General features: G+C 67.9%; 19 protein-coding genes and 1 riboswitch. Of the genes, 13 read left to right on the forward strand and 6 right to left on the reverse strand.

The features are described 5' to 3' along the window. Nucleotides 1-190: 190 nt before the first annotated feature. Nucleotides 191-988 carry a nitrilase-related carbon-nitrogen hydrolase gene (locus AL755_RS05425; RefSeq protein WP_054010133.1) on the forward strand — a complete coding sequence of 266 codons (798 nt, stop codon included), beginning with the start codon at nucleotides 191-193 and terminating at the stop codon, nucleotides 986-988. A 44-nt stretch (nucleotides 989-1032) separates the two neighbouring features. Here the strand turns inward: AL755_RS05425 and AL755_RS05430 are convergent, their stop codons facing one another. Further along, on the reverse strand, nucleotides 1033-2640 hold the full coding sequence (locus AL755_RS05430; RefSeq protein ID WP_107503813.1) for a PucR family transcriptional regulator: 1608 nt from the start codon (nucleotides 2638-2640) through the stop codon (nucleotides 1033-1035). Continuing rightward, nucleotides 2630-3805, reverse strand: coding sequence for an alanine racemase (gene alr, locus AL755_RS05435; protein WP_054010134.1), 1176 nt, complete (start codon nucleotides 3803-3805; stop codon nucleotides 2630-2632). The genes AL755_RS05430 and alr overlap by 11 nt, the downstream gene beginning before the upstream one ends. Nucleotides 3806-4048: 243 nt before the next feature. Here alr and AL755_RS05440 point away from each other — a divergent pair, with 243 nt between their 5' ends. Together AL755_RS05440 and AL755_RS05445 are read left to right on the forward strand one after the other, a co-directional pair. After that, nucleotides 4049-5566: an amino acid permease gene (locus tag AL755_RS05440; RefSeq protein WP_237762687.1), complete on the forward strand. Its 1518-nt coding sequence runs from the start codon at nucleotides 4049-4051 to the stop codon at nucleotides 5564-5566. After that, nucleotides 5559-7208, forward strand: coding sequence for a flavin monoamine oxidase family protein (locus AL755_RS05445; RefSeq protein ID WP_237762600.1), 1650 nt, complete (start codon nucleotides 5559-5561; stop codon nucleotides 7206-7208). The genes AL755_RS05440 and AL755_RS05445 overlap by 8 nt, the downstream gene beginning before the upstream one ends. Nucleotides 7209-7294: 86 nt before the next feature. Here the strand turns inward: AL755_RS05445 and purU are convergent, their stop codons facing one another. Then, nucleotides 7295-8164 carry a formyltetrahydrofolate deformylase gene (gene purU, locus AL755_RS05450; protein ID WP_054010135.1) on the reverse strand — a complete coding sequence of 290 codons (870 nt, stop codon included), beginning with the start codon at nucleotides 8162-8164 and terminating at the stop codon, nucleotides 7295-7297. A 41-nt stretch (nucleotides 8165-8205) separates the two neighbouring features. Continuing rightward, nucleotides 8206-8293: riboswitch (ZMP/ZTP riboswitch) on the forward strand. 163 nt (nucleotides 8294-8456) lie between these two features. Between purU and glyA the strand changes: the two genes are divergently transcribed. From glyA to AL755_RS05470, 4 genes are all read left to right on the forward strand, one after another. Next, on the forward strand, nucleotides 8457-9743 hold the full coding sequence (glyA, locus tag AL755_RS05455) for a serine hydroxymethyltransferase (RefSeq protein WP_054010136.1): 1287 nt from the start codon (nucleotides 8457-8459) through the stop codon (nucleotides 9741-9743). A gap of 2 nt (nucleotides 9744-9745) precedes the next feature. Beyond that, nucleotides 9746-10621, forward strand: coding sequence for a bifunctional methylenetetrahydrofolate dehydrogenase/methenyltetrahydrofolate cyclohydrolase (locus AL755_RS05460; RefSeq protein WP_445290491.1), 876 nt, complete (start codon nucleotides 9746-9748; stop codon nucleotides 10619-10621). Nucleotides 10622-11155: 534 nt separating this feature from the next. Then, entirely contained in the window at nucleotides 11156-12304 is a 1149-nt protein-coding gene (locus AL755_RS05465; RefSeq protein ID WP_082368935.1) for a sensor histidine kinase, read from the forward strand. Then, complete coding sequence (locus AL755_RS05470; protein WP_054010139.1) at nucleotides 12301-12963, forward strand: response regulator transcription factor; 663 nt, start codon at nucleotides 12301-12303, stop codon at nucleotides 12961-12963. The genes AL755_RS05465 and AL755_RS05470 overlap by 4 nt, the downstream gene beginning before the upstream one ends. A 112-nt stretch (nucleotides 12964-13075) precedes the next feature. Here AL755_RS05470 and AL755_RS05475 read toward each other — a convergent pair whose 3' ends face one another. Both AL755_RS05475 and AL755_RS05480 read right to left on the reverse strand, forming a co-directional pair. Then, nucleotides 13076-14512, reverse strand: coding sequence for an APC family permease (locus AL755_RS05475; protein WP_054010140.1), 1437 nt, complete (start codon nucleotides 14510-14512; stop codon nucleotides 13076-13078). Between the two features lie 72 nt (nucleotides 14513-14584). After that, a complete protein-coding gene (locus AL755_RS05480; RefSeq protein ID WP_237762601.1) occupies nucleotides 14585-16537 on the reverse strand; it encodes a primary-amine oxidase in 1953 nt (650 codons plus the stop codon). Nucleotides 16538-16806: 269 nt separating this feature from the next. Here AL755_RS05480 and AL755_RS05485 point away from each other — a divergent pair, with 269 nt between their 5' ends. From AL755_RS05485 to AL755_RS05510, 6 genes are all read left to right on the forward strand, one after another. Further along, nucleotides 16807-17076, forward strand: coding sequence for an SHOCT domain-containing protein (locus AL755_RS05485; protein WP_054010141.1), 270 nt, complete (start codon nucleotides 16807-16809; stop codon nucleotides 17074-17076). Between the two features lie 112 nt (nucleotides 17077-17188). Then, on the forward strand, nucleotides 17189-17797 hold the full coding sequence (locus tag AL755_RS05490; RefSeq protein ID WP_082368936.1) for a hypothetical protein: 609 nt from the start codon (nucleotides 17189-17191) through the stop codon (nucleotides 17795-17797). Nucleotides 17798-17899: 102 nt separating this feature from the next. Then, nucleotides 17900-18742 (forward strand): exodeoxyribonuclease III, encoded by an 843-nt coding sequence (locus AL755_RS05495; RefSeq protein WP_054010143.1) that lies wholly within the window; start codon nucleotides 17900-17902, stop codon nucleotides 18740-18742. Nucleotides 18743-18759: 17 nt separating this feature from the next. After that, nucleotides 18760-19788, forward strand: a complete 1029-nt coding sequence (gene trpS, locus AL755_RS05500; protein WP_054010144.1) for a tryptophan--tRNA ligase — start codon at nucleotides 18760-18762, stop codon at nucleotides 19786-19788. Nucleotides 19789-19790: 2 nt separating this feature from the next. Next, on the forward strand, nucleotides 19791-20348 hold the full coding sequence (locus AL755_RS05505; protein ID WP_054010145.1) for a 2'-5' RNA ligase family protein: 558 nt from the start codon (nucleotides 19791-19793) through the stop codon (nucleotides 20346-20348). Further along, nucleotides 20326-21420 (forward strand): YihY/virulence factor BrkB family protein, encoded by a 1095-nt coding sequence (locus tag AL755_RS05510; RefSeq protein WP_150117049.1) that lies wholly within the window; start codon nucleotides 20326-20328, stop codon nucleotides 21418-21420. The genes AL755_RS05505 and AL755_RS05510 overlap by 23 nt, the downstream gene beginning before the upstream one ends. Before the next feature lie 66 nt (nucleotides 21421-21486). Here AL755_RS05510 and AL755_RS05515 read toward each other — a convergent pair whose 3' ends face one another. Continuing rightward, nucleotides 21487-22488, reverse strand: a complete 1002-nt coding sequence (locus AL755_RS05515; RefSeq protein WP_107503815.1) for a type IV toxin-antitoxin system AbiEi family antitoxin domain-containing protein — start codon at nucleotides 22486-22488, stop codon at nucleotides 21487-21489. Nucleotides 22489-22511: the final 23 nt, after the last annotated feature.

Raw genomic sequence — 22511 nt, forward strand, 5'->3', positions numbered from 1 at the left:
CCTGGCCGCAGGCGCAGGGATCCCCTTTTGCCCGATGCTACCGAAGACCGTGCGGTGCAACGGACAAATCGTCCCGAATTGGCCCGCGTGTGGTGGCTTTGCCCCGGCGGAGCCACATTGCCCCGGGCTATCGTGGACGTAAAGGACGCCGTGCCGCCATGACGTGGCGCGCCAACAAGGAGGAACAACAATGCTGGTGGCGCTGCTGCAGGCCAATGCCACGCCCCTGGACGTGCGGGCAAACCTGGCGACCATTGAAGCTGCGGCCGTTGAGGCCGCGGCTGCCGGTGCCGATGTGCTCGTGACGCCGGAACTGTTTCCGCTCGGCTACGACCCCCTGGGCATTGACGCGGCTTTCGACGCCGGGAGCCTGCCCCAGCTCCGCCGCGAGCTGGCCGCACTGGCGGCACGTCACGGGATCGGCCTGCTGTACAGCGTCCCCCGCCCGGACGGGGCGGGGCGGCTGAACATTTCCGCGACCCTGCTCGACGCCGCGGGACGCGAGGTCCTCAACTACGGCAAGGTGCACCTTTTTGGTGCCGAGGAACGGACCGCATTCGTCGGCGCAACGGAGCCTCCCGGCGTCGTCAGCTTTTGCGGCGTGAACGTGGCCATGGTGATCTGCTACGACGTCGAATTCCCCGAAACGGTGCGTGCGGCTGCGCTGCGGGGCGCCGACGTCGTACTGGTTCCCACGGCCCTGGCGCACGGTTTTGACGAGGTCCCGCAGCTGCTGGTGCGGGCCCGGGCCCTGGAAAACCACGTTGCCGTCGCGTATGCGAACCATTGCGGCACGGAGGCGGGCGTCGCCTTCGGCGGTGGCAGCGTCATCGCCGGGCCCGACGGCGCCCTGCTGGCCTCCGCCGGACCGGGCCCCGAACTGCTGTACGCCCGGCTCGACGCCGACGCCATCCGGGCCACGCGTGCCGACGTGCCGTACCTCGCCGAGCGCCGTCCGGACCTCTATGCCCGCTGGGCCCGGGAGTAGTTGCGCGGGTGTCGGAGCCGGATCTCGACAGGCTCGATCACCGTCTACGCATATTGCAGGGCGATCCAGAGGTCCGCGCGGGTTTGGGCGTCGTTGAGGTCACGGTCCAGGAGTTCGCCGACGACGCCGATCTGCCGCCGGACACTGTTGCGGTGCAGGCCCAGTTCCTTGGCAGTGGCGTCCCAGTTGCCGTTCTGCGCGAGCCAGCCGCGCAATACGGACAGCAGGGGTTCGTGCCGTTCCGGTCCCAGTTCCAGCAGCGGTCCCAAGACTTGTTCGGCCAGCATGGTGCCGGCTTCGCGGCCCAGCAGGCCCGTGACGGACCAGGTGACGGAGTCCACCCGGAGTGTCTGCGCCGTTGCGCGCACGCGGGCCCGCAACGAACCGGCGCGCTGGTAGGCGGCGGGGAGGTCGTTGGGCTCCACGGGGTCGCCCACCACGAGCCGCCAGCCCAGCCGTTCCACCTCGGCGACGGCGGTGTCGTCCACCTTCAACCGGGTCACGGCGGCGAAGCCGTATTCGGTGATTTCCACCAGTTTCGTGTCAAAGATGCGCCGCCACTGCAGCAGTTCGCGGACGGGGCTGTCGGAGCTGCGCCACTGCGGGGCATCCACGTTCACGCCCTGCACCACCCGCATGGGCGCGGAGCGGGTGGAGGAGATGCTTTGCGCCAGCAGGTCCTTCGCCGCGGAGACCTGCCTGGATGTGCCGCCGGCCAGCGTCTCCGGGTGCAGCAGCAGCGCGGTGGCGAGCTGGCTGGGGGCGAGCGAACCGCTGGTGCGTTGGCGGGACAGCAGTTCCAGCAGTCCGACGGCGGCGGAGACGATGTTGTTGTGCGCCGGGGCCAGCCGCTCGGCGGAGCCGATCACGAGGGCGCCCAGGTTCACGTCGCGGGAGCTGCGCAGCGGATGCCCCACCACGAATTCGGATCCGGGCGCCGGGTAGCTGTCCAGTTCGATGCGCGGTCCCGAGCCCGAGAACAACCGCTCCAGCAGCGGCCCCAGCACCCCCAATTCCGCCGGGTTGGTGCCGGCCCGGGCCCGCACCTTGCCGTCCGCTCCCACCAGGGCGGCCCAGCACGGCACCCGTTGCACCAGCGTGCCCAGGACCTCATGGTCCGGGCGGGCGGAAAGCACCGCACGCATAAGCAGCCGGTTCGTCTCGGCCAGCCGGCGGAACACCTTGGCGGAGTCGGATTCCAGCAGCTGTGCGAACTGCAGCCCGATGGCCGCGAACGGCACCGACGGCGGAACCTCCACGAGGGTCAGCCCGTGCCGGCGGCACGACGCGGCGAGGGCCGGGGGAACCTCGTCGTGGTACGGGGTCAGGCCGAACCCCAGCGCGCACACCTTGGCCCCGGCCAAGCGCCCAACATACTCGTCGATGGCGTCCGCCGTGCCGCCGTCGCCCAGCAGGGGTAATCCCGCCGTCAAGACGAATTCGCCGTCCATCAGGTACGGCGTGGGATCGGCCAGTTCGCTCGGTTCCACCCAGCGCAACCGGGCGTCGAGGTCGGCGTCGTGCAGGATCTTCACGTCGTCGGGAAGTTCGGCCAGGAATTGGGCCAGCGTGACCGAACGGAACCGCGACTCCACCTCTTCGTCTGACAGGGGGAGGGCGCGGACCCGGTCGCCGGCGGAGTTAACGGCCATGCGTGTACACCCGCTGGAGCCGGGGTGCGATCCGGTTGATGATTTCGTCACCGTGGCTGTTGATGGCCGAGCCCCAATCGTCGGCGCTGGCCGCCCCGGCCTGCGGGTCGCCAAACAGCAGTGCGGCATCGCCCACCCGGACGGCCGTCTCGTGGCCCAGGTCCACCATGAACTGGTCCATGCAGACCTTGCCGATCACGGGAACCTTGTGGCCGCCCACCATGACGATGCTGCTGCCGGAGATGCCCTTGGGAATGCCGTCGGCGTAACCGAGCGGGATCAGGCCCAGGTACCTGGATTCGTGCGTGATGGCCTGGTGTTCGTAACTGACGCCGGTACCGGCCGGCACCTGCTTGACCAGCACCACGGGGGCGGAGACGGACAGGGCCGGGCGCAGGCCGAAATCGGCGGGGTCCAGGTGGTCTGCGGGGGACAAGCCGTACATGGCCAGTCCGGCGCGGACCATGTCGAAGTGGAATTCCGGCCGGGCCAGGATGTTCGCGGAGCTGGAGACGTGCCGCAACGCGGGGTTCAATCCGGCGTCGCGGGCCTCCTGCACGGACGTTTCAAAGTCGGCGACGGCGGCCGTGTTGGCGGGGTGTGCCGGCACGTCGGCCCAGGCCAGGTGCGTCCAGACACCGCGGACCGTGACCGCCCCCGCCAGCTCTGCCGCCCGCGCCGCGGCCACGAGGGCGGGCCAGTCTTCGCGACGGGCGCCGCCGCGGCTCAGGCCGCTGTCCAGCTCCAGGTGGATGAACGCCGTCCGGCCCAATGCCGTGGCGGTGCCGGCCACCACATCAAGCTGGGCCACGCTGCCCAGGGAGACGTCGATGTCGTGCTCGACGGCGTCCGTGATGGCGCCGCCCGAGGTGGTGGCCAGGTACAGCCACGCCAGGATGGGGGTGGTGATGCCGTTGGCCCGCAGCGCCAGGGCCTCCGACAGCTGGGCCGTGCCAAGCCAGTCCGCACCGGCGGCGACGGCGGACCTGGCCGTCTCCAGCAGGCCGTGGCCGTAGGCGTTGCCCTTGACCACGGCCATGAAGTGCGGCGCCCGGGTGCGCTTGCGCAGGATCGCCACGTTGTGTTCGATGGCATCCAGGTCGACGCTGACCGTGCCGGTGGTAAGCTCCGGCTGTCCGGACTTCAATGGTGCATTTTGTCTCATGCGATTACAGTACAGGATGTTTTGCACCGCAAAGAGACGCGCGTCACAGTCGTATCGTTGAAGGACTTGGGACGCCACCTCCCGCATTCGCGGGACTACAGCAGATTGGGATCAAAGAGGATGACAGTACGTGATCAGCTCAGCCCGCGGTCAAAGGCGACCGCACCCGGCGGTGTTCCGCAAGGGCGCGGGCCCGCCGTCGGGCTTGGCCGGCAGCTTCTCCGCCGCAAGCCACTGGGGCAAATGCTCCATGAGGCCGGCAACGGTTCCGACGGCCGCAAGCTGGTGCGCAGCTTTGGCGTGCTCCAGCTGACCATGATCAGCGTTGGGGCCACCCTCGGCACCGGCATCCTGGTGATCCTGGGCGATTCCATTCCGCTGGCCGGGCCGGCCGTGTTCATCTCCTTCCTGATCGCCGGCATCGCCGCGTTGTTGTCGGCGGTTTCCTACGCCGAGATGGCGGGCATGGTGCCGGTCTCGGGATCCAGCTATTCCTACACCTACGTCACCCTGGGTGAGGGCATGGCCTGGATCTGCGGCTGGTGCCTGGTCCTCGAATACGCCGTCTCCGTGGCCGCCGTGGCCGTCGGAGCCGGACAGTACATCAACGAATCCGTGGCCGGATTCGGCTGGGCACTCCCCGATTTCATCTCCCAGCCGCCGGGCTCCGGCGGATTCCTGAACCTGCCGGCCATGGCCATCGTGCTCCTGGCCATGTTCCTGTTGGTGCGCGGCGCCAAGGAAAGCGCCATCATCAACACCGTGATCGTGCTCGTGAAGATCGTGATCCTGCTGTTCTTCTGCGCCATCGCCTTCACTGCGTTCAACGCCGGCAACTTCAGCCCGCTCATGCCCATGGGGGCCGCCGGCGTTTCCGCCGCCGCATCCCGCGTGTTCTTCTCCTACATCGGCTTCGACGCAGCCTCCACCGCCGGCGAGGAGGCGAAGAACCCGCAGCGCGACCTGCCCCGGGCCATCATGCTCTCCATGCTGATCGTCACGAGCTTGTACGTCCTGGTGGCCGTGGCCGCCGTCGGCGCCCGCCAGTGGACCTGGTTTGCCGGCACGCAGGCCGCCCTGGTCCAGATCCTGCTCGAGATCACCCACCAGCCGTGGATGGGCCTGGTGTTCTCCGTGGGCGCCGTGCTCGCCATCGCCAGCATTGTGCTGACCGTGCTGTACGGCCAGACCCGGATCCTGATGTCCATGTCCCGCGACGGCCTGGTGCCGAAAATCTTTGGCCGCATCTCCGAAAAGCGCGGAACCCCCGTGGCCGGCACGCTGATCGTTGGCGTCGCCGTCGCCCTGACGGCCGGGCTGATCCCGCTCGGGGCCCTGGCGGACGCAACGAGCATCGGCACCCTGTTCGCCTTCGCGCTCGTGAACATCGCGGTGATCTACCTGCGCCGCAAGCGCCCCGAACTCAAGCGCAGCTACCGGGTGGCGTTCTACCCCGTCACGCCCATCCTCGGCTCGCTCATGTGCATCTACCTCATGGCCAACCTGGGCGGCGTCACCTGGATCGTGTTCATCGCGTGGATGCTGGTGGGCCTGCTCGCCTACTTCGGCTACGGCCGCCGCAACTCCCGCGTGGCCGCGCTGACCGAGGCCGAATACCAGGAGCTGTCCGCCCGGCCCCTTGAGCCCAGCGATTTTGATTCCACCGACTTTGACTCCACCGACTTAGATTCCACCGACATGCCCGACGCCACAGCAGCCGTCGCATCGGGCCCCACGACGAAAGCCACGCGCCATGACTGAAGCCATCACCATGCTGAACCCGGACTTCCCGTTCAGCTACGACCACTACCTCGCCCACCCAGCCGGCCTGGGCAGCATCCCCGACGCCGCCCACGGCACAGAGGTCGCCATCATTGGCGCCGGGCTCTCGGGGCTGGTGACAGCCTACGAGCTCATGAAGCTTGGCTTGAAGCCTGTCATCTTCGAATCCGAACAAATTGGCGGACGGTTGCGGACCGCCGGATTCCTCGGGGCGCCGGAGGTCACGGCGGACCTGGGCGGCATGCGGTTCCCAGTCTCCGGGCGCGCCTTCTACCACTACGTGGACAAGCTGGGGCTGGCAACGGCCGAGTTCCCCAACCCGCTTTCCGCCGCCACCTCCAGCACCGTCATTGAATTGGCAGGGGAATCCCACTACGCCACCACCGAAGCCGAGCTTCCCGAGTTCTTCCACGAGGTGGCACGGGCGTGGCGGGCCGCCGTGAACGACGGGGCATCCTTCACGCAAATGCAGGACGCCATCCGAGCCCGGGACACGGCGCGCATCAAGGAGCTATGGAACGCCCTGGTCCCGGAACTGGACGAGCAGACGTTCTACGGATTCATTGCCGCCAGCAAGGCCTTCAAGGAGGCCGGCTTCGGGCACCGCGAGGCATTCGGGCAGGTGGGCTTCGGCACGGGCGGCTGGGACACCGACTTCCCCAACTCCATCCTGGAGATCCTGCGCGTGGTCTACACCGACGCCGACGACGCCCACCGCAGCATCGTGGGCGGGGCGCAACGGCTCCCCGAGGCGCTGTGGGAGGATGCGCCGTCGAACCCGGTCTTCTGGCCGGAAGGCACCTCGCTGAAATCACTCCACGGCGGCACCCCGCGCGGGGCCGTGGCCAAGATCGCCCGCGCCGCGGACGGGTCGCTGGAGGTCACGGAGCGCTGGGGCAAGGTGCGGCGTTTCCCCGTGGTCATCAGCACCTGCCAGTCCTGGCTGCTCTCCACCCGCATCAACACGGAGGAGTCCCTGTTCGCCGCTCCCATGTGGACGGCCATCGAACGTTCCCACTACATGCAGTCCTCCAAGACGTTCGTCATGGTGGACCGGCCGTTCTGGAAGGACATCGACCCGGCCACGGGGCGCGAGGTCATGTCGATGACGCTCACTGACCGGCTCAACCGGGCCACGTACCTGCTCGACGACGGCCCCGACAAGCCCGCCGTGATCCTGCTGTCCTACACCTGGAACGACGACGCCCTGAAGTGGCTCTCGCTGGACGCCGAGGAACGGGTGGAACTCATGTTGCACTCGCTGGCGCAGATCTACCCCGGCGTGGACATCGCCTCGCACATCGTCAGCGCGCCCATCACCGTCTCCTGGGAGGCGGACCCGAACTTCATGGGAGCTTTCAAGGCTAATCTGCCGGGCCACTACCGCTACCAGCAGCGACTGTTCACGCACTTCGACCAGGCGGACCTGCCGGAGAGCCAGCGCGGCATCTTCCTGGCCGGCGACGACGTCTCCTGGACCGCCGGCTGGGCCGACGGCGCCGTCACGACGGCCCTGAACGCGGTCTGGGGCGTGGTCAAGCATGTGGGCGGCGCCGCTGCGCCGGCCAACCCGGGCCCGGGCGACAAACTGGCCGAGTACGGCCCCATGACCCTGGACTGATCCCCAGGTATCTATGTTGCAGTTGTTGGACGAAAAACGCCGAAAATCAGTGAAATCGGTCCAATAACTGCAACATAGATTTCGTATTAGTCGAAGACCACCGTGCGGGTGCCGTCCAGGAGCACGCGATGTTCGGCGTGCCACTGCACGGCCTGGGCCAGGGTACGGGCCTCCACGGCACGGCCCACGGACACGAACTTTTCCACGGAGTGCCCGTGGGCCACCCGGATCACTTCCTGTTCGATGATGGGTCCCTCATCCAGCGCCGCGGTCACGTAGTGTGCCGTGGCGCCAATGATCTTCACGCCGCGGGCATGCGCCTGGTGGTAGGGCTTGGCGCCCTTGAAGGACGGCAGGAAGGAGTGGTGGATGTTGATGGCCTTGCCGGCCAGGTGCTTGCACAGATCGTCGGAGAGCACCTGCATGTAGCGGGCCAGGACCACCAGCTCGACCTCGTGCTCGGCCACGAGCGCCAGCAGCTCCGCCTCGGCGTCGGCCTTCGTCTCCGGTGTGACCGGGATGTAGTAGAAGGGGATGCCGTAGAAATTGGCCAACGGCTCAAGGTCCCGGTGGTTGGAGACGATGGCGGGAATCTCAATGGGCAGGGTGCCTGAGCGCTGCAGGAACAGCAGGTCGTTGATGCAATGCGCGGCCTTGGACGCCAGGATCAGGGTGCGCACCGGGGCGCCGGCGCGGTGCAGCTGCCAGTTGAGCCCAAACTGCCCGGCAACACTCTCGAGGTGCTCGCGGAGCCGGCTGAACGACGTCGAGGTTTCCACGGCAACGCGCATGAAGAATGTTCCGGTGTCCGGGTTGCCGTACTGCTGGGAGTCGGTGATATTGCACCCGGCCTCCAGGAGCGAGCCGGAAACGGCGTGGACAATGCCGGGCTGGTCGGCGCAGGAAAGCGTCAACACAAAACCGGTGGGGAGGCCTGGGAATGTCGTGTCAGTCACCCGTCCAAGGTTACCGTCCCGTCGCGGCCCTGTACTACAATTGGCCGTGTTGCAACTGGCGATGAGGTGGGACACCACCGGGGAGTAACACGAGCGAAGACCTCACGATCGTACGCCTGGGACGAGAGGTCACGAACGCCAATGAATGATTGGCGGTGGAGGAAACCCGCACGCACTGCGGTGGAACATTACACAGGGTTTCACACAGTGGGCACACCAAGCATGGGCACGCCTCCACCGGATAATCTGGCCTAGAAGAGTTTGTTCGTGTCGTCCATCCAGGAGTCTTGACGTGTCTTTTACCCCCACCCAGTCCGTGACCAATGCCCCGCTCTCCGAGCTGGACCCCGAGATCGCCGCCGTCCTGAAGGACGAGTTGGGCCGCCAGCGCGACACGCTGGAAATGATCGCTTCCGAAAACTTTGCCCCCCGCGCCGTCCTTGAGGCCCAGGGCTCCGTGCTGACCAACAAGTACGCCGAAGGCTACCCGGGACGCCGCTACTACGGCGGCTGCGAATACGTCGACGTCGCCGAGAATCTGGCGATCGAGCGCGTGAAGAGCCTGTTCGGCGCCGAGTACGCCAACGTCCAGCCGCACTCCGGCGCCCAGGCCAACGCCGCCGCCCTTGCCGCCATGATCAAGCCGGGCGAGAAGATCCTTGGCCTGTCGCTGGCGCACGGCGGCCACCTGACCCACGGCATGAAGCTGAACTTCTCCGGCAAGCTGTACGACGTCGCCGCCTACCAGGTCGAGGAAGACACCTTCCGCATCGACATGGACAAGCTGCGCGAGCAGGCCATCGCCGAGAAGCCCCAGGTCATCATCGCCGGCTGGTCCGCCTACCCGCGCCATCTGGACTTTGCCGCGTTCCGCTCCATCGCCGACGAGGTTGGCGCGCTCCTGTGGACGGACATGGCCCACTTTGCCGGCCTGGTCGCCGCCGGCCTGCACCCGTCACCGGTGCCGTACTCCGACGTCGTCACCTCCACGGTGCACAAGACCCTTTCCGGCCCGCGCTCCGGCGTGATCCTGGCCAAGCAGGAATGGGCCAAGAAGCTGAACTCCGCAGTCTTCCCGGGACAGCAGGGCGGACCGCTCATGCATGTCATCGCCGCCAAGGCCGTGGCCTTCAAGGTTGCTGCCGGTGAGGAATTCGCCGAGCGCCAGGCCCGCGTCCTGGAAGGCGCCAAGATCATCGCCGAGCGCCTGAACGCCGCCGATGTTGCCGAGGCCGGCGTGTCCGTGCTGACCGGTGGCACCGACGTGCACCTGGTGCTCGTCGACCTGCGCAACTCGCAGCTGGACGGCCAGCAGGCCGAGGACCTCCTGCACAGCGTCGGCATCACCGTGAACCGCAACGCCGTCCCGTTCGACCCCCGCCCGCCGATGGTCACCTCCGGCCTGCGGATCGGCACCCCGGCCCTGGCCACCCGCGGCTTCGGCGCAGCGGAGTTCACCGAGGTTGCCGAGATCATCGCCGCAGCTCTGAAGGGCGGCGCCGACGTCGACGCCCTCAGCGCCCGCGTCAAGGCCCTCGCCGCCGACTTCCCGCTCTACCCCGGTCAGGAAGAATGGTAAGCGTGGCACAAGCACAAATCCTTGACGGCAAGGCAACCGCCGCCGCCATCAAGGCCGAATTGACCACCCGCGTCGCGGCCCTGGCTGCCCGCGGGATCACGCCGGGCCTTGGCACCATCCTGGTGGGCTCGGACCCGGGCTCCCAGTGGTACGTGGCCGGCAAGCACAAGGATTGCGCCGAGGTGGGCATCAACTCGCTCCGCGTCGACCTGCCCGAAACGGCCACCCAGGACGAGGTCTTGGCAGCTGTTCGCCAGCTCAACGAGGACCCCGCCTGCACCGGCTACATCGTCCAGCTTCCGCTGCCGGCGCACATTGACCAGGACGTGGTGCTCGAAGCCATCGACCCGGCCAAGGACGCCGACGGCCTGCACCCGATGAACCTGGGCCGCCTGGTGGCGAACGTGAACCGCCCCATGACGTCCCCGCTGCCGTGCACGCCCAAGGGCTGCATCGTGCTGCTGGAACGCCACGGCATCACGCTCAACGGCAAGCACGTGCTGGTGGTGGGCCGCGGCGTCACGATCGGCCGGCCCATGGGCCTGCTGCTGACCCGCCGCGACGTCAACGCCACCGTGACCCTGGCCCACACCGGCACGCAGGACCTGGCCGCCGAACTGGGCCGGGCCGACGTGGTCATCGCCGCCGCCGGGCAGCCGCACATGATCAAGGCCGCCGACCTCAAGCCGGGCGCCATCGTGCTCGACGTCGGTGTCAGCCGCGTCGACGACGGCAACGGCAAGGCCGTGGTCACCGGTGACGTGGAGCCCGCAGCCGCCAACGTGGCGAGCTGGATCTCCCCGAACCCGGGCGGCGTGGGTCCCATGACCCGCGCCATGCTGCTCGCCAACGTGGTCGAGGCCGCCGAGCGCGCCTAAAGAAGAACATCATCACGCACCACCGCAGTCGCCCGCACTCCCTCGGAGTGCGGGCGACTGCGCGTTGGGCGGTGATGGGGCGTTGGCGGAGCGTGCGCCGGCGTCCCGCGGAGGACGTGGCAGGCGCGAACAGAGCCGAACGGCCGGGCCGGCCGCCGCGAGAACTGGCTATGCCACCGAACCCTGACGAATTGCACCAGTTGGGCGCCCAAGGGACAGTTCTCGGCACAGAGTTCAGGTCTCGGCGCGAAATGCAGTTCTCGAGCGCTGCCGTTTCAGCCGTGCGCCGGCCCCGGGACGGATCGAGAGCCGGCGGGTTTCGGGAGTCCCGCGCGGAAAACATACTCAAATCCGCGCCACTGTGAAAGTGGCGCGGAGTTGCCGGCAAACTCTGCGCAGGACTCGCGGCCGCCGGGCGTGCCTAAAGAAGAACATCATCACGCACCACCGCAGTCGCCCGTACTCCCGCCGGAGTACGGGCGACTGCGCGTTGGGGGTGATGTGCGCGGCGGCGGCGCGGATTACGCTCGTCTCATGAGAAGTGCGCGCAGGGGTCCGCCAATAGGCGTCGTGGTGGTGCTTGCCGCGCTCATCCAACTCGGGGGCACCCATGTGGCGGCGACCCACCAACCGCTCGCGCACCGGCTGGACGGGCTCGCCTACGCGCTCCTGCTGGCCGGGCCGCTGCTGCTGCTCCTGCGGCGCAGGGCCCCGGAGGCCATGCTCGGGGCCGTGGCCCTCGTGACGGGCGCCTATTTCGCGCTCGGCTACCCTTTGGGGCCGGCGCCGCTGTCCCTGGCCCTGGCCATCATCCTGGCCACGGCCGCCCGGCGGCGCGTCTTCAGCTGGTCGGTGACGGCCGCCGTCGTCGTTGCCGTGTTCACCTGGGCGCTGCTGCACGGCGGCGAGCAGGGACTCATCCCGGCCACGGCGGCGGCCGCCTGGCTGGTGATCATGGTGCTGATCGGTGAGGCCGTGCGCGCTAACCGGGAGCGGCAGGCAACCCGGCGCGCCCAGGCGGAGGCGCGCAAGCTGCGCGCCCAGGACGAGTACCGGCTGGCCCTGGCCCGGGACATCCACGACGTCGTGGCGCATTCGCTGTCCATGATCAACGTCCGGGCGTCGGTTGCACTGCACTTGGCGGACCGGGATCCAGAGCAGTTGCGCCCGGCCCTGGAGGCGATCAAGACGGCCAGCAAGGAGTCCCTGGTCCAGGTGCGCGAACTGTTGGGCGTGCTGCGCGAGGACGCCCCGCTGTCGCCGCAGCTCACCCTGGCGCAGCTGCCGGAACTCATCGCGGAGGCGCGGCACAGCGGCCTGGACGTGACGCTGGCGTACGACGGCGACGCCGCGGCCCTGTCCGCCAGGCTCGGCCCGGAGCGGCAGGCCGTCATCTACCGGGTGGTCCAGGAAGCGGTCACGAACGCGATCAGGCATTCCGGCGGCGCGCACATCGCGGTCCGGCTGGGGCCGGCCGTGCGGGACACGCTGAACATTGCGGTGGACGACGACGGCGACGGCCGGCAAGGCGCGCCCGAGGGCAACGGGCTGCGCGGGCTCCGCGAACGCGTGGAAGGCGTGGGCGGAAGCGTTGATGTGGTGGAACTGAACCCCGGCCTTGGCATTCGTGTGGCCGTGCCGCTGGGCTCGTCATTGGGCGCGCCGGAAGCGGGCCGGCCGTGATCCGGGTGTTGATCGCCGACGACCAGACGCTCATCCGGGCCGGCTTCAAGGCGCTCCTGAACGCCGAGCCGAACATGGAGGTGGTGGCCGAGGCGGGCACGGGCCGGGACGCCGTGGCGATGGCGAAGGCGCACCGTCCCGACGTCATCCTGATGGACATCCGCATGCCGGACGGTGACGGGCTGGCCGCCGCCGCGCAGATCCTCGGGGACCCGGCCCTGCCCGGCACCCACGTCATCATCCTGACCACCTTCGAGCTCGATGAATACATCATCGAGGCCGTGCGGGCCGGGGCCGCCGGCTTCCTGGTCAAGGACACCGAGCCGGAGGAGCTGATCCGCGCCGTCCGGGTGGTGCACGACGGCGACGCACTGCTCTCGCCGTCCGTGGCCCGAAAGATCATGGCCCGGCTGGCCGCACAAACCCGGATCGTCACACCGCCGCCGGAGCTGGCGCAAGTCACCGAGCGTGAACGCCAGGTCCTGGCGCTCGTGGGGGAGGGGCTGAACAACGCCGAGATCGCGGCCCGGCTGTTCATCACCCCGCTGACCGCAAAAACGCACGTATCCCGCATCATGACGAAACTCATGGTGCGGGACCGTGCGCAATTGGTGGTGCTGGCCTACGAGTCCGGACTCGTCCGCCCGGGCTGGACGTAATACGCGGAGACGTGGGTCCACACCGGGCCCACGCTGGGCCCACGCTGGGCCCACAGGCGCGAGGGACCCATGTGAAGCCGCGCCAGCGGGTTCACATGGGAGCGCCTGGGGACTAGGACACGTTGAGCGGGATGCGCTTGAAGTAGGGGCTGCCCTTGCGCCAGTAGATGAACATCGGGATCAGGCCCAGGGCTAGGGTCCCGAGGCCGATCGAGACCACCACAGGGCCGAGCTCGGGGATGGAGACCACGAAGATCCAGCCCATGAACACCGCCCCAAGCCCGGGCCACAGGCCGATGAAGATGAAGTTCTTCCACGACTTGAAGATCAGCTTGCGGTAAGCGACCACCACGGCCAGTGCGGCGAGGCAGTAGTAGAAGGCGATCTGCAGGCCGATCGAGCTGATGGCGTCGGAGAGGATGTCCCCAACGCTGCCCAGGAAGTTGGAACCGATGAACAAAACGAGCGAGACAAGCGCAACGATGGCTGTGGCGAACGCCGGCGTCTGCCACTTCTTGTGGGCCCGGCCGAACGCGGCCGGCAGGGTCTTGTCCCGGCCCATGGCGAACAGCGAGCGGGTCACCTGGATCAGCGTGGTTTCCAGGGTGGCGATCGTGGAGAGCATGACGGCGATGATCAGGATCTTTCCGCCGAGGCCGGGCCAGATGACCTCGCCCAGTGCTCCGAGCACGTTGTCGCTGTTTGCCGCAATCTGGTCACCGGTCATCATGACGTTGATGCCGATCGTGAACACCTCGAACAGGAGGAACACGATGACGACGCCGAGGATGCCGCCCAGGCCCGAGCTCTTGTGCGCGTTGTCGGTCTCCTCGCTCAGGTTGGCGCTGACGTCCCAGCCCCAGTAGTAGAAGGCGGCAATCAAGGCGGCGGCGACGAACCCTCCCATGCCTTGGAAGTGGTTGAAGGCGAACCAGTCCCAGGAGAACGACGGCCCGGCATGGGCGCCGGTGCTTGCCTTCACGATGGCGATCAGCGCAAACACCACCAGGATCAGCACCTCGATGGTGGACATGATCCATTGCGCCCGCGCCGTGAGCTGGGCACCCAGCATGACGCAGGCCACCATGACCAGGAACCAGACGGCACCAATGCCGGTGGCCAGGGCCACGTTGCCGGAGTTCTCCGGACTGAACAGGGCCAGGGTCATGGCTCCGGCCGGCAGTGAACCGGCCACCATGAAGATGGTCGCCGAGACCACCAGCGCCCAGCCGCACAGGAAGCCGAGTGCCGGGTGCAGCGCCCTGCCCACCCAGGAGTACGCGGCGCCGGCGTTGACGTCCGCCTTGCCCAGGTAGGAGAACGCCCAGGCGATGCCGATCATGGGCAGCCCGCACCAGAGGAGGGCGGCGGGGCTGGCCAATCCGGCGGCGGCCACGAGTGCCGCCGTCGTCGCGGCGATGGAGTAGGCCGGCGCGCTGCCGGCCACGGCCATGACGACGGCGCCGGCGGCCGAGATGGCCCCGGCCTGGAGCTTGTGTTCGGGTTCTCGGTCGGCGGTGGCGCTGGCCTCAGCGAGTGGACGGCTCATGGTGGGATTCCTTCGATGGGAGCAAAACGGGGAGCAAAGCGAACGGGGTGGTGATGCCTTCCATAGGGGTGACTAGTGGCAGGATTCGCCGGATTCGTGGCCGGGACCGGCGTGCCCGGACGGTGACGGGGCCACGTCCAGGGCGGGGTTCCGGTCGAAGAAGCCGACCGGCTTGAGCCAGAAGGAGACGGTGTCCGCCGGCATGACGGGCCAATCCTCCGGGCGGGTGATGTGGTGGATCCCGAAGGTGTACCAGAGCACCACGTCGGTGTTTTCGACGGGGCGCCCGGCCCGGACCCATTCGGGCATGCCCAGGCCGCCCTTGCCCTGGTTCACGAACTCGCCGGCGGGCCAGCGTTCCTCGGGGTCGTTGGGGGTCACCCACACGGTGTGGCCCACCACCTCGGCCCGCTGGAAGACGGGCGACGCCGGGTCGAAGAAGGGCGGGAAGGTGCTGGTGGGCACCAGCTTGTACGACGTCGGCAGGCCCAGGCCGTTCAACGAGTTGTCGTTGCTGACCTTCCAGGCGCGCTGGGTGTCCCAGCTGTAGTCGTCAAAGCCCTCCGTGGTGATGGGCGTGTTCTTCTGCCGCAGGGCAAGCCCCAATGGGTTCTCCGGGCCCATCGGCACCAGCTCGGTTTCGCTGCGGTAGACGGTGTTTTCCGTGCCGTCGATGTCCAGGTCCATGCGGGCCACCAGGAAGTGCTGGTGGAAGGGGGCATAGGTGCGCTGGTCCACGAGGGTGCCGTTGGGATGGTCCTGGCCCGGCGCAAAGTGCGTGGTCACCATGATGCCGGTGGCCCGCACCTCGCACTCGATGTTCCCGTCCTGGTAGAAGCGCCAGTAGACCAGGTACTCATAGTTGGCCACCGTCACGTGGAAGGAGACCACCAGCCGGCGCATGCGGCGGGTCTCGGTGCCGGCGTCGTGGTCCACGTGCTTCCACAGGACGGCGGCGTCCTCCTCATGGATGCACACGGCGTTGGTGATGGTGTACGGCTCGCCGGCCGAATTGTGCATCACGGCGTCCAGGTAGCGGATCTCGCCCAGGCAGTCGCAGCCAAGCTCCAGCGACGTCGTCATGAAGCCCAGGCCCCACTCGCCGATGTCGAACGCGGTGCGCCGGTAGTGGTCCTCGCTGGGGTCGCGGTAGGGGACGGCCATCTCGGCGAAGGACAGCCTGTGGGCGATGGGCCGCTCCCGGCCGTGGTCGTTGTAGCTGACCCGGTGCAGCGTCATGCCCTCGCGGTAGTTGAACCCCACGCGCAGTGACCAGTTCTGCCACTGGATGAAGTTGCCGTCCACCGTGAACGACGGCCCCTCCGGCTGGTGGATCTCCAACGGCTTGAGCGCCGGCCGGGTGCTGGAGTTGCGCAGCGCCTCCGGGATCAGGTGCGGGACGTACTCGCCCATGATCTCGGGCCGCTCCACCGTGAACGTGTCCTCGATTTCCAGCAGCTCCATCGAGTTGATGTCGATGACGCAGTGCAGGCCGTTGACCGGACCCGCATAGGGGTTGGCGCCGGCGGAGGCCCGCACCCAGGTGTCGGACCAGCCGATCCGCCGGCCCCGGTACTTCTCCGGGATGACGGCGTCCCCGTACGTCCAGGTATCCATGAACACGAGGGACAAATCGGTGATGCCGCGCTTGGCCAGCGCCGCGACAACATCGGGGTGCGCTCGCAGGGCGGCGTCGGCCTCCTCCCATTCGTCCACCGTGAAGTTCGGCTGTACGCCCGGGATGTGGGTGAAGGAGACGACGGTGCCGTTTGTCAGCGACAGCCGCGCCTGGTAGGTGGAGTTCGAGGACCGCTCGAAGCAGTTCACCCCGACGATCCGATCGGGCACCGCCCCGGTCAACTCAAACGCCGTGACATCGGCCTTCGCCGGTTCAATCAGTTCAATGGCCGCCAGGCGCCAGCCGGGCGCCGTGACGCCGTGGACGCCGGCCAACAGTGCTGCCGACGCGCGGAACTCATCCGCGGACAACGGGTCAAGCGGGTGGAATCCGGAGGTGATGCCCACGCTGCACTTCCTTCCAAACGGCACGGGCCATGCGGCGGCCGCGCCAATAAATGAATCTAATTCGTTTAGTATGTGGTTTGCATCACGTCCAAGGCAATGGTTGGGCCCGGAAATTTTCCTTTTTACGCCAAACCGGTACTTTGGCCGGCCTCCCGGGGGAGTAGCGGGGCCGGTCAAAGTGCCTCCCCGGGGCGACGCCGTCGAGCCCGCCGGGGAGAAGAGTTGAGGGACAGCCGAAGGACGGCTGGAAGCAACCTTGGAGGCACCCCATGCTCACCACACTCACCACCCACGCGGCGCTCGCCGCCCCGTACATGGCCCACGGCTGGGGCGGTCCGTGGTTCCTGATCTTTCCGCTGTTTTGGATTGTGCTGATCGGCCTGTTCATCTTCCTGGGCCCGCGCCGGTGGCGCCGCAACCACCAATGGCACCAAAGCCAGGGCGCCGAATCGGTGCTGCGCGAACGCTACGCCCGCGGCGAGGTCGACGAAACCGAATTCCGGGCCCGGCTGGAAGTCCTGCGCAGCCAGGCCGGTTAACCACCGGCCACTCGGCTAAACTCAGCGGCCCGGCCGGGCCGTCTTCCACCCCTTCGTTCGCCGGTGGTGGAAGACGGCACCGGCCGGTGCCCGGGTTTGAGAGAATGGAACCATGACTTCTCTTGGCACCGGCAAAATGTCCAAACCCAACAAATTCACCGGACTGGGCACCATTGTCCTGGCGATCGTGTTCCTGGTGGCCATTGTGTTTGCCGCCAACAACAACACGGTCCTGGGCTGGATCATCGCCGTGATCGCCTTTGGCTGGCTCGCCCTGTCCACGGCCGTCTACATCGGCGTCCACAAGGCGGCCTCGTTCGGCGCCCGCCAGGTTGCCCTGGCCCAGGCGCAGATGGCCCAGGCCAAGGCCGCCCATGACGCGTCCGACGGCGGCACCCGGCTGGTCTCCGACGACGACGCCGGCTCCCGCACGGCGGCCAAGGCCCGTGAGATGAAGCTGGACCACTCGTTCAAGATCATCAGCGTCCAGATCGGCGTGGTCAACGAATACCTCGGCAAGGACGACGCCATGGTGGCCCGCGCGCTCGAGACGATCGACATCACCGCCCGCAACGGCCGCGGCATGATCAACCCCGACTGGGAGGCCCAGGAAGCCAAGATGGACGCCGCCATGGCCAGGAAAAACGCGGCCCGCGCCGCAGGGAACGATGCCAACGAAGCCGACGGCGACGAGCCCGTCAGCGGCGTCATCCTCGACTAAACCCCGCACCCGGACGCGGCCACAAGCCCGGGCCGCCGGCCGGCGTCGGACGCAACACAACATGCCACGGGGATTGAACCTCCAAACAGGTAAGGTGAACAGGTGAGCTACGCAACCAAAAACGGTCACTTGAGGATCGCAAGCGTCAATGTCAACGGCATCCGTGCCGCCTACAAGAACGGCATGGCCGACTGGCTGGCCGATCGAGACGTGGACATCCTGTGCCTGCAGGAAGTGCGCGCACCCGATGCGATCGTGCACGGTTTCCTGGGCGAGGACTGGCACATCCTGCACGCCGAGGCCGAGGCCAAGGGGCGTGCCGGCGTGGCCATCGCGACCCGCAAATCATCCCTGGAGCCGGCGGCCACCCGCATCGGCATCGGCGAGGAATACTTTGCCACCACGGGCCGCTGGGTCGAGGCCGACTACGTGCTCAAGGGCTCCGACGGGGCCGACACCACGCTGACCGTGGTCAGCGCCTACGTCCACTCCGGCGAGGTGGGCACCCCCAAGCAGGACGATAAATTCCGCTTCCTGGACACCATGATCGCCAAGCTGCCGGAACTGGCCGCCGCAAGCGACCACGCCCTGGTGGTGGGGGACTTGAACGTTGGCCACACGACCCTCGACATCAAGAACTGGAAGGGCAACGTCAAGCGCGCCGGCTTCCTGCCCGAGGAACGCGCCTACTTTGACCGCTTCTTCGGCGAGGAGATTGGCTGGAAGGACGTGGCCCGGGAGATGGCCGGCGACGTCGAGGGGCCGTACACCTGGTGGTCGAACCGCGGCCAGGCGTTCACGAACGACACCGGTTGGCGCATCGATTACCACATGGCCACGCCGGGCCTGGCAGCCCGGGCCACCACCGCCGTCGTGGACCGTGCCGAGTCGTACGAAGCCCGTTTCTCCGACCATGCCCCACTGGTCGTCGACTACAAGTTCTAAAGGATTTCCCTCACATCATGACTGAGACCGTTTCCCGCCCCCGCGTCCTTTCCGGCATGCAGCCCTCCGGGGACTCCCTGCACCTGGGCAACTACCTGGGGGCCCTGGTGAACTGGGTGAAGACCCAGGACGACTACCAGACCCTGTTCTTCATCCCCGACATGCACGCCATCACCGTCGCCTACGATCCCGCCGAACTGCGCGAACGCACCCGGAAGACGGCCGCGCAGTACATTGCCGGCGGCATCGACATCGAAAAGTCCACCCTGTTCGTGCAGTCGCACGTGCCCGAGCACGCGCAGCTGGCCTGGGTGCTCAACTGCATCACCGGTTTCGGCGAGGCGTCCCGGATGACCCAGTTCAAGGATAAGTCGGCCAAGGGCGGGGCCGACATGTCCAGCGTGGGCCTGTTCACCTACCCGGTGCTGATGGCCGCGGACATCCTGCTGTACCGCCCGCAGGGCGTGCCGGTGGGCGACGACCAGCGCCAGCACGTGGAACTGGCCCGCGACCTGGCCAAACGCTTCAACCACCGCTTTGGCGAGACGTTCACCATACCGGAGGCCTTCATCCAGAAGGAGGGCGCACGCATCTACGACCTGCAGAACCCCACCTCCAAGATGTCCAAGTCCTCCTCCGGGCCCAACGGGCTGATCAACCTGCTCGACGATCCCAAGGTCACGGCCAAGCGCATCAAGTCCGCGGTGACCGACGCCGACACCGTCATCGCCCATGACCGCGAGGCCAAGCCCGGCGTGACCAACCTGCTGGAGATCCTCTCCACGCTGACCGAGAAGCCGGTGGCCACGCTGGTCAGCGACTACGAGGGCAAGATGTACGGGCACCTGAAGGTCGACGTGGCCGACGCCGTCGTGGCCCGGATCGAACCGATCCGTACCCGCACGCTGGAACTGCTCGACGACCCCGCCGAACTGGACCGGCTGCTGGCCCGCGGCGCCGCGAAGGCCCGCGAGATCGCCTCCGTGACCCTGGCCGACGCCTACGCCAAGGTGGGCTTCCTGCCACCGCGCGGGACGGTCGGGTAACCATGCCCGGGATCGGCCAGAGCGGGGCGTCCCCCGCGCCCCACCTCGACAGCCTCGGCGTCATCATCTCGATGCCGCCGGGCCTTGCCACCGAATTGAACAGGTGGCGGGAGTCCTTCGCCGGCCCCGGCGCCGCGGCCGTGCCCCCGCACATCACGCTCGTGTCCGGGCGGTCCAACGGCTCCTGGAACAAGGCGGCCGAGCATGTGCGCACCGTTGCGGCGTCGGGGAAGCCCTTCACCGTATCGCTGCGCGGGACCGGCACGTTCGCGCCCCTGTCCCCGGTGGTGTTCCTGAACCTGGAAGCCGGCGTCGAGGAATGCGTCACGCTGCACGAGGAACTGCTGGCCGGACCGGTGGAGCACCTTCCGGACTTCGACTTCCGCCCGCACCTGACGGTGGCCCACGACCTCGACGACGACGCCATGGCGCGGGCCGAATCGGAGCTGGCCGACTTCAGCGCGGACTTCACGGTTAGAAGCATTGGCCTGTACGACTATTCGCAAGGCGGCTGGGCGTTGCGGGAGGAGCTGACTCTTGGGGGAGACGGACAGCAATAAGGCAAGCGCCGCCCCTGCCCACTTTCCCGGGACGGTGGCCCCCGGCGTGCGCGCCAAACGGTCCCTGGCCGCGCCCGCCACGCCGCCGCCCAGCCCCCTGGACAAGCGGGCGCTGGCCGCCCGGGCCGGGGCCAAACAGGCGGCCTTCATCGCGGCGCGCGACGGCGGATCCCTCCTCAAGCGCCTCCTGGCCGCCTTCCAGTGGCTCAACGCCTGGTCCGCGCAGCTCTTTCCCGTGCGCATCTGGAACCTGTACACGCGCCGCCGCGGACCCCTGCTGGCCGCCGGGAACGCCTACCTCATGTTCTTCTCGGTCGGTGCCATGCTGGTGGCCGGCTTCGCGATCTTCGGCCTCGTGGCCGCCGACAATAAGGTGCTGCGCGACGCCGTGATCGACGTCGTCGCCGGTACCACCCCTGGCCTCATCGACACCGGCAACGGGGGGCTCGCCACCCCCGAGCAACTGCTCGGCACCGGCAGCGGGTTCGGGCTGACCCTGGTGATTTCGCTGGCGGCGCTGCTGGTGACGGCCATGGGCTGGATCAACGGCCTGCGCGAAGGCATCCGCTCAGTGCTGGGCCTGGCCCGCGACCGCACCAATCCAATCCTGTCCAAGGTCCGCGACGCCGGCACCCTGGCCGTACTGGCCGTGGCGTTGGTGCTCACGAGCGCCCTGGGCATAGTGAACACGACCGCCATCGACACCATCAGCGACCGGCTGGGCTGGGGCACGTTGCTGACCGGCGCCGCGGTTCGGATCGCCTCCGTGGCGCTGATGCTCATCCTTGACGTGTCGGTGGCCCTGGTCATGTTCAGCCTGGCGTCCCGGGTGCGCATGCCGCTGCGGGTGCTGCTGCTGGCCGCCGCCTTCTCCGGCGCCGGGGCCACGGTCTTGCGGTACTTCAGCGCCGTGCTGCTCAACGGCATCACCAACAACGCACTGCTGGCGCCCTTTGCCGTCATCCTGGGCCTGTTTGTCTGGTTCTACCTGCTCAGCCAGGTGTACCTGATTGCGGCGGCCCTGGCGGCCGTGCGGGCCGCCGACCTGAAGGCCCGAACCCGCCGAGTCTGACGGAGCGTTGCGAACCACACGTTGCGCAACGTCTCCTTCGACACGTCTGCGTCAGACTCGGCGTCACTAGCCCAGCGCGGCGAGCACGCGGGCCTTGAACGCAGCCTCGTCGAACAGGTCCCTCCACTCGATCCTCAGCACCGTCCAACCCGACTCGATAAGTGCCACTTCGCGTTTTCGTTCCCGGTAGATGGCCTCATCGGTGGGCCGGTAGTCGAAGTACTTGCCCTTGCCGTCGAACTCAAGCACCACCCTCCGCTTCACCCACGCGAAGTCGACCCTGTGCCTGCCAAGCCGGGTGGTGATCCAGAGCTGGAGTTCAGGCATTTCGAACAACAACTCACGCAGGAGATCACGCGTTAACGTCTCCCCGGGGGACTCGGAGCGGGGATCGGCAAACCGCAGCACCCTGCGCAGCGTCCGGATGCCCCGGTGGCTGGCCAGTCTGCCCGCCGCGGCCAGGAGTTTCGGCAGCGAGGCGCCCAACCGCAGGGCATGGTCGGCGATGATCAGCGCCTGCTTGTACGGCAGCGTCAGGGCACAGTCGATCACGGTGCGTTCCAGTGAGGTCACCTTGGTGCGCCCCAGTTCGACGACGTCGCCCTCGGCCAGCGCCCGCGTGTGGACGGCGGTGTCCTTGCCGCAACCGGCCCGGGACGGCTTCGACTCTTGCGTGACATGGACCAGCTCGTCAACGTGCCACAGGTACAGGCCGTGAAGGCTGGCTGCGGACGTGTGGCTGTACACATAGCCCCTGGCCGAGGTGGTGAGGGTTGCGAATCCGTGCAGCAGGACCCTGTTGCGGCGCCGGCCATCATCCGAGAGCCGGTTCCACCAAGCCGAGCGGACGTAACAGCCCGGCCGCAGCCGCAACAGCGTGCCGTCCTCGACCAGGCGGCGGACGGCTCGTGGACCGAGCCCTCCCTCCCGCAACTGGGCGGTCCGGTACGCCACCTTGCCAGCGGGAAATGCCGCCGCCAAATGTGCCTGGTCGGGAGAAATGTCCGGAGGGCGGCCGCCCGGGGTGGCGACGGCGTCGTCCTTGAAAAAGCTTGCGGAGGTGCCCATGCTTCAAGCGTGCGGCACAAACA

The sequence above is a fragment of the Arthrobacter sp. ERGS1:01 genome (assembly GCF_001281315.1).
Taxonomy (GTDB): Bacteria; Actinomycetota; Actinomycetes; order Actinomycetales; family Micrococcaceae; genus Specibacter.